At 70.0% G+C, this 6,241-nt stretch carries 7 protein-coding genes, 1 tRNA gene and 1 pseudogene; 8 read left to right on the forward strand and 1 reads right to left on the reverse strand.

Translation table 11 applies throughout. The annotated features are described in order from the left end of the window. The first annotated feature begins 68 nt into the window (after positions 1–68). From ACKOQ4_RS08805 to ACKOQ4_RS08815, 3 genes are all read left to right on the forward strand, one after another. A tRNA-Val gene (locus ACKOQ4_RS08805) sits at positions 69–140 on the forward strand. A 94-nt stretch (positions 141–234) separates the two neighbouring features. After that, positions 235–549: a WXG100 family type VII secretion target gene (locus ACKOQ4_RS08810; RefSeq protein ID WP_526290901.1), complete on the forward strand. Its 315-nt coding sequence runs from the start codon at positions 235–237 to the stop codon at positions 547–549. 22 nt (positions 550–571) lie between these two features. Beyond that, positions 572–1,273, forward strand: a complete 702-nt coding sequence (locus ACKOQ4_RS08815; protein ID WP_526290903.1) for an SDR family NAD(P)-dependent oxidoreductase — start codon at positions 572–574, stop codon at positions 1,271–1,273. A gap of 10 nt (positions 1,274–1,283) precedes the next feature. Here ACKOQ4_RS08815 and ACKOQ4_RS08820 read toward each other — a convergent pair whose 3' ends face one another. Further along, entirely contained in the window at positions 1,284–1,781 is a 498-nt protein-coding gene (locus ACKOQ4_RS08820) for a DUF1990 domain-containing protein (RefSeq protein ID WP_526290905.1), read from the reverse strand. A gap of 104 nt (positions 1,782–1,885) precedes the next feature. Between ACKOQ4_RS08820 and thrS the strand changes: the two genes are divergently transcribed. From thrS to ACKOQ4_RS08845, 5 genes and pseudogenes are all read left to right on the forward strand, one after another. Beyond that, the gene (thrS, locus tag ACKOQ4_RS08825) at positions 1,886–3,937 is read left to right on the forward strand and encodes a threonine--tRNA ligase (protein ID WP_526290907.1); all 2,052 of its coding nucleotides are present in this window, start codon (positions 1,886–1,888) and stop codon (positions 3,935–3,937) included. Further along, a complete protein-coding gene (locus ACKOQ4_RS08830; protein WP_526290909.1) occupies positions 3,930–4,475 on the forward strand; it encodes an ATP adenylyltransferase in 546 nt (181 codons plus the stop codon). The genes thrS and ACKOQ4_RS08830 overlap by 8 nt, the downstream gene beginning before the upstream one ends. Then, positions 4,472–5,125: a phosphatidylinositol phosphate synthase gene (gene pgsA / locus ACKOQ4_RS08835; protein ID WP_526290911.1), complete on the forward strand. Its 654-nt coding sequence runs from the start codon at positions 4,472–4,474 to the stop codon at positions 5,123–5,125. The genes ACKOQ4_RS08830 and pgsA overlap by 4 nt, the downstream gene beginning before the upstream one ends. Then, positions 5,122–6,039, forward strand: coding sequence for a phosphatidylinositol mannoside acyltransferase (locus ACKOQ4_RS08840; protein ID WP_526290913.1), 918 nt, complete (start codon positions 5,122–5,124; stop codon positions 6,037–6,039). The genes pgsA and ACKOQ4_RS08840 overlap by 4 nt, the downstream gene beginning before the upstream one ends. Continuing rightward, positions 6,039–6,241: pseudogene (locus tag ACKOQ4_RS08845) on the forward strand (alpha-(1-2)-phosphatidylinositol mannosyltransferase); the annotation flags it as partial. The gene ACKOQ4_RS08840 and the pseudogene ACKOQ4_RS08845, both read left to right, overlap by 1 nt.

The raw sequence follows: 6,241 nt of genomic DNA on the forward strand, positions 1-6,241 counted from the left end.
GCAGCGGAAATGCCCCGCGTGCTAGTCTTCGACCTCGGCGTCGCCTGGCCGTGCCGGGCCGCCCATTCGGTCCCGTGGCTCAGTGGAAGAGCGTCCGCTTCACACGCGGAAGGTCGCTGGTTCGATCCCAGCCGGGACCACAGGTTGCGGCTCCCCGGTGAATTGCGCAAAGCCCGTTCGCTGTTACTTTTCGTTGCCAGGGGATTTTGCACTCAGCTCGAGAGGGACCGGCCCGTGTCCGAGCCACTGAACGTCGATCCGGGGATGCTCCTAGCCGCCGGGCGGCTGGCCGATCACCACTCCGTCACCGTCTTCGCCGTCCACTCCTCGGCCGACCAGGCGATCGACTCGGCGTTGTTCGGCTGGGTGGGCGCATCCGGGGCCGCGCTGGCGGCCAAGGCCGCCGCCTGGTCCCAGACGACCGGGACGTTGACCGCCAGCCTGTACGAGCATGCCGAGGCGCTGCGGGTGAGTGCGTTGAGCTTCGCCGAGATGGATCGGCGTGCTGCCGCGGCGCTTGCTGATCCTGCCGCCTCGCCGGGGGAGTGACGCCCGGCCCTATCATCAGGCGATGAGCAGCTATCTGATCGCCGGCGGCAGCCGAGGCATCGGACTCGAACTCGTCCGACTGCTGGCTCCCTCAGCCTCCCGCGTCGACGTCTGGTCGCGCACGGCCGGCGATCTCGCGGTCGGCGGGCCGGTACGCCACGTGCCGTGTGACCTCACCGCCGACGGTCCGCTGCACGAGCCGCCCGAGTCGATCCAGGGCGCGGCGTACTGCCCGGGCACGGTGAACCTCAAGAGCTTCCGGGCGCTGGGCGAGGACGACTTCCGCCGTGACTGGGAGGTGAATCTGCTTGGCGCGGTGCGGTTCCTGAAGGCCTGCCAGCCCCGCCTGCAGGGCACCGACGGCGAGCCGGCCAGCGTCGTGCTGTTCAGCACGGTCGCGGTGGGCCAGGGCATGCCGATGCACTCCTCGGTGGCCGCGGCCAAGGGCGCGGTGGAGGGTCTGGTGCGCTCGCTGGCCGCCGAATGGGCGCCGAAGGTTCGGGTCAACGCGATCGCCCCGGCGCTGGTGGACACCCCACTGGTGGACCGCATGCTGTCCAGTCCGGAGAAGCGTGAGGCCATGGGCGCGCGCTATCCGCTCAAGCGGGTCGGAACGGCCTCCGATGCGGCGGCACTGGCCCAGTTCCTGTTGTCGCCGGCCAGCGGCTGGGTCACCGGTCAGGTGTTCGGCCTGGACGGCGGCATGTCCACTCTGCGGATCTGACGGGACGCGGCTACACCGCGGTCAGGTAGCGCCGCGTGACGACGTGCTGGGCGACCGACAACGCCGGAGCGCCCAGCCTGCTCCACCAGGTCGCCGGCCGGGAGAACGCCACCACCTCGCTGTGCACCGAGTCGTCGGCCGGGTCGTAGCGCACCCCGAACATCTCCTCGCCGGCGACCGCGTGCCCCGGCAGACTGCCGTAGGCGAATCCGCGGCGGTCGGGCTCGTCGATCACATAGACCACCCGGCAGGGAGCGACGAACGGCCCCAGCCGGCCCAGCACGTCGGTGCCGACCCTGGCCACCTCCGTGGTCGCCTCCACCCGGAGGCCCGCTCCGCGCAGCATGCCGTAGCGCATGACCGCCGCGGCCGCTTCCTCGAAGCGCTCGCGGCCCGACCCGACCCGGTGTGACAGCCGGACGTGGGAGTAGCCGGCGGGCAGGTGTGAGGACGTCGACCCAACCTCCGTGTAGGTCAGCGGCAGCCCGGCGAGGTCGGTCAGTTTCATATCCACCACGATGCCCTGCGCAGGGCGGTTGCACCGGGCCTCTCGATAGCATTAGCCCGACCACCGCCGGCCCGCCGGCCGATCCGAGCTGAAAGAGACCGTCGATGAGCGCCCCAGCCCACCCCGCACCCGCCGGTCTGCTGCGGGTCGCGGCCGGCACCACCGCGGGCGCCGCCGTGCGTGACGCCGGGCTGCCGGCACGTGGCGAGCCGGGGGCCATCGTGGTGGTCCGCGACGCCGACGGAAAGCTGCGCGACCTGGCCTGGACGCCGGAGTCCGACGCCGACGTCACGCCGGTGCCCGCCGACACCGAGGACGGGCGCAGCGTCATCCGGCACTCGGCCGCCCACGTGCTGGCCCAGGCGGTCCAGCAGATGTTCCCCGCGGCCAGGCTCGGCATCGGGCCGCCCATCACCGACGGCTTCTACTACGACTTCGACGTGCCGGAGGCGTTCACGCCCGAGGATCTCGAGGCGCTCGAGAAACGGATGCGCGCGATCGTCAAGGATGGCCAGCTGTTCGCGCGCCGGGTCTATGAGTCCAAGGACCAGGCTCGCGCCGAGCTCGCCGCGGAGCCCTACAAGCTCGAACTCGTCGACGACAAATCCGGTGACGCCGAGATCATGGAGGTCGGTGGCGACGAGCTCACCGCCTACGACAACCTCAATCCCCGCACCCGCGAACGGGTTTGGGGCGACCTGTGCCGCGGCCCGCACATCCCCACCACCCGCTATATTCCGGCGTTCAAGCTGACCCGAAGCTCGGCGGCCTACTGGCGGGGCGACCAGCGCAACGCCAGCATGCAACGGATCTACGGCACCGCCTGGGAGTCCCAGGAGGCATTGGACCGCCACCTGGAACTGCTCGAGGAGGCCCAGCGCCGCGACCACCGCAAGCTCGGCGTGGAACTGGACCTGTTCAGCTTCCCCGACGAACTGGGTTCGGGCCTGCCGGTTTTCCACCCCAAGGGCGGCATCGTGCGCCGCGAGCTGGAGGAGTACTCCCGGCGCAAGCACATCGAGGCCGGTTATGAGTTCGTCAACACCCCGCACATCACCAAGGAACAGCTCTACATCACCTCCGGTCACCTGGAGTGGTACGCCGAGGGCATGTTCCCGCCGATGCACATCGACGCGGAGTACGGCGAGGACGGCGCGCTGCGCAAGCCGGGGCAGGACTACTACCTCAAGCCGATGAACTGTCCCATGCACCACCTGATCTTCCGGTCCCGCGGCCGCTCCTACCGGGAACTGCCGCTGCGGCTCTTCGAGTTCGGCACGGTGTACCGCTATGAGAAATCCGGCGTCATCCACGGACTGACTCGGGTGCGCGGCATGACCCAGGACGATTCGCACATCTACTGCACCCGCGAGCAGATGCGCGACGAGCTGGCCTCGCTGCTGCGGTTCGTGCTCGACCTGCTCGGCGACTACGGCCTGGACGACTTCTACCTGGAGCTGTCGACCAAGGACCCGGAGAAGTACGTCGGCTCCGACGAGATGTGGGACGAGGCGACTGAGACGCTGCGCGAGGTCGCCGAATCCTCCGGCCTGGAACTGGTTCCCGATCCCGGCGGAGCGGCGTTCTACGGGCCCAAGATCAGCGTGCAGGTGCGCGACGCGCTGGGCCGCAGCTGGCAGATGTCGACCATCCAGCTGGACTTCAACATGCCGGAACGGTTCGAGTTGGAGTACACCGCCGCCGACGGAACCCGCCAGCGCCCGGTGCTGATCCACCGCGCTCTGTTCGGCTCCATCGAGCGGTTCTTCGGCATCCTCACCGAGCACTACGCCGGCGCGTTCCCGGCCTGGCTGGCACCGGTGCAGGTGATGGGCATCCCGGTGGCCGGCGAGCACGTCGGCTATCTGGATGACGTTGCCGCCGAACTGAAGTCGCACGGGGTGCGTGCCGCCGTCGACGCCAGCGACGACCGGATGGCCAAGAAGATCGTCAACCACACCAACCAGAAGGTGCCGTTCATGCTGCTTGCGGGCGACCGTGATGTTGAAGCGGGGGCCGTCTCCTTCCGGTTCGGGGACCGCACCCAGATCAACGGCGTGCCCCGGGCGCAGGCCGTGGCCGCGATCACGGCGTGGATCGACGCGCGCCGCAACGACGCTCCCACAGCCGAACTCGTCGAGGTCAGCGGTGACTGACGAGATCATCGACCGGGGAGTGGGGGACCCAGACCGGCTGGCGCGGCTGTGGACCCCCTACCGGATGACCTACATCGCGGAGTCGCCCCGGTCGGAGGGGTCGGCGGGTTCGTCGCAGCCGTTCACCGACATCCCCGCCATGTCCGACGAGGAGGGCCTGATCGTCGCTCGCGGCGAACTGGTGTACGCGGTGCTCAACCTCTACCCGTACAACCCGGGCCACCTCATGGTGGTGCCCTATCGGCAGGTCTCCGAACTGGAGGACCTCACCGACACCGAGGCCGGCGAGCTGATGGCCTTCACCCAGAAGGCGATTCGGGTGATCAAGTCGGTCTCGCGGCCCGACGCCTTCAACGTCGGGCTCAACCTGGGCCGCTCGGCGGGCGGGTCGCTGGCCGACCACCTGCACATGCACGTGGTGCCCCGATGGTCGGGCGACGCCAACTTCATCACCGTGGTCGGCCAGACCAAGATGATTCCGCAGCTGCTGCGCGACACCCGCGCGCTGCTGGCCGAGGCGTGGGTCGCCGGCCGATGAGCGACTTCTACCTGATGACCCGGGCGGCCTACACGAAGTTGAGCGCCCCGCTGGCCCGGGCCGCGCTGCGGGTCGGGCTGACCCCGGACACCGTCACGATCATCGGGACCGCGGGTTCGGTGCTGGCCGCGTTGACGCTGTTCCCCGCCGGGCACCTGTTCGTGGGCTGGCTGGTGATCTGGTTCTTCGTGCTCGCCGACATGCTCGACGGGGCGATGGCCCGGGAGCGCGGCGGCGGGACCGCCTTCGGTTCGGTGCTCGACGCCACCTGTGACCGGATCAGCGACGGTGCGGTGTTCTGCGGCCTGCTGTGGTGGGCGGTCTTCGGGCTGGGCAGTTCGTCGCTGGCGGTGGCCATCCTGATCTGCCTGGTGACCTCACAGGTGATCTCCTACATCAAGGCCCGCGCCGAGGCCAGCGGCCTCAGTGGCGGTGGCGGCCTGATCGAGCGGCCCGAACGGCTGGTCATCGCACTGGGCGGCGCGGGGATCTCCGACCTGCCCTACTTCCCGATGCCGATGGCGTTGCACGTGGCGATGTGGTTGCTGGCGGTGGCCAGCCTGGTCACCGTCGGCCAGCGCCTGCACAGCGTCCGCAGCTCGCCGGGAGCGGTGGACACGATCCCCATTCCGGGAAGCGCCGAACAGTGAGCAAGCTGCTGCCCGCCGGGGAGAACCTCACCGACTGGGGCTACGCGGCGGGCTGGCGGCTGGTGCGGGCGATGCCCGAACCGATGGCCCGAGGTATCGCCGGCGCGGGCGCGCGCTACTGGGCGCGCGGCGGGGGACCGCAGCAGCTGCGCAGGAACCTGGCCCGGGTGATCGGCACCTCGCCGGAAGAGGTGCCCGATTCGTTGATGCGGGCCTCGCTGGCCTCCTACGCCCGGTACTGGAAGGAGGCCTTCCGGCTGCCGTCGATGGACCTGCCCGCGCTGGCAGCCAAACTCGACAGGGTCTTCGTCGGCGCGAACCACTTCGCGGCCGCGCACGCCGCCGGCCGCGGCGCGGTGATAGCCCTGCCGCACAGCGGCAACTGGGACATGGCCGGGGTGTGGCTGGCCCAGAATTACGGCACCTTCGCCACGGTCGCCGAACGACTCAAGCCGGAGTCGCTGTACGACCGCTTCATCGAATACCGGGAGAGCCTCGGCTTCGAGGTGCTGCCGCTGACCGGCGGTGACCGGCCGCCCTCGGAGGTGCTCGCAGACCGCCTGCGGCAGAACAGGTTCGTCTGTCTGATGGCCGACCGCGACCTGACCCACTCCGGGGTGCCGGTGCGGTTCTTCGGCGAACCGACCCGGATGCCCGCCGGCCCGGCCAAGCTCGCGATCGAGACCGGGGCGCCGCTGCACCCGGCCCACGTCTACTACGACGGTGAGGACTGCGTCGTCCGGATCGACGACGCCGTCGACACCCGGTCCGGGGACGTTGGCGCGATCATCCAGGCGCTGGCGGACCGGTTCGCGGTCAACATCGCGGCCCATCCCCAGGACTGGCACATGCTGCAGCCGCTTTGGCTGGCCGACCTCAGCGAGAAGCGGCGCGCATACCTCGAGGAGGCCTGATGCGCATCGGCATGGTGTGCCCGTACTCCCTCGACGTCCATGGCGGGGTCCAGGCGCACGAGCTGCAACTGGCGGAGGTGTTCCGGGAGCGCGGCCACGAGGTCAGCGTCCTGGCGCCGGCCTCGCCGCACGCCGACCTGCCCGACTACGTCGTCTCCGGCGGCAAGGCCGTGCCGATTCCCTACAACGGGTCGGTGGCCCG

This window comes from Mycobacterium sp. (assembly GCF_046095365.1).
In the GTDB taxonomy this organism is placed as follows: domain Bacteria; phylum Actinomycetota; class Actinomycetes; order Mycobacteriales; family Mycobacteriaceae; genus Mycobacterium.

Bases quoted from the DNA above. Each gene is read 5' to 3' on its own strand.
- pgsA (WP_526290911.1), top strand. From the start codon at position 4,472: ATGAGCGACTTCTACCTGATGACCCGGGCGGCCTACACGAAGTTGAGC.
- ACKOQ4_RS08820 (WP_526290905.1), bottom strand. From the start codon at position 1,781: ATGAAACTGACCGACCTCGCCGGGCTGCCGCTGACCTACACGGAGGTT.
- ACKOQ4_RS08815 (WP_526290903.1), top strand. From the start codon at position 572: ATGAGCAGCTATCTGATCGCCGGCGGCAGCCGAGGCATCGGACTCGAA.
- thrS (WP_526290907.1), top strand. From the start codon at position 1,886: ATGAGCGCCCCAGCCCACCCCGCACCCGCCGGTCTGCTGCGGGTCGCG.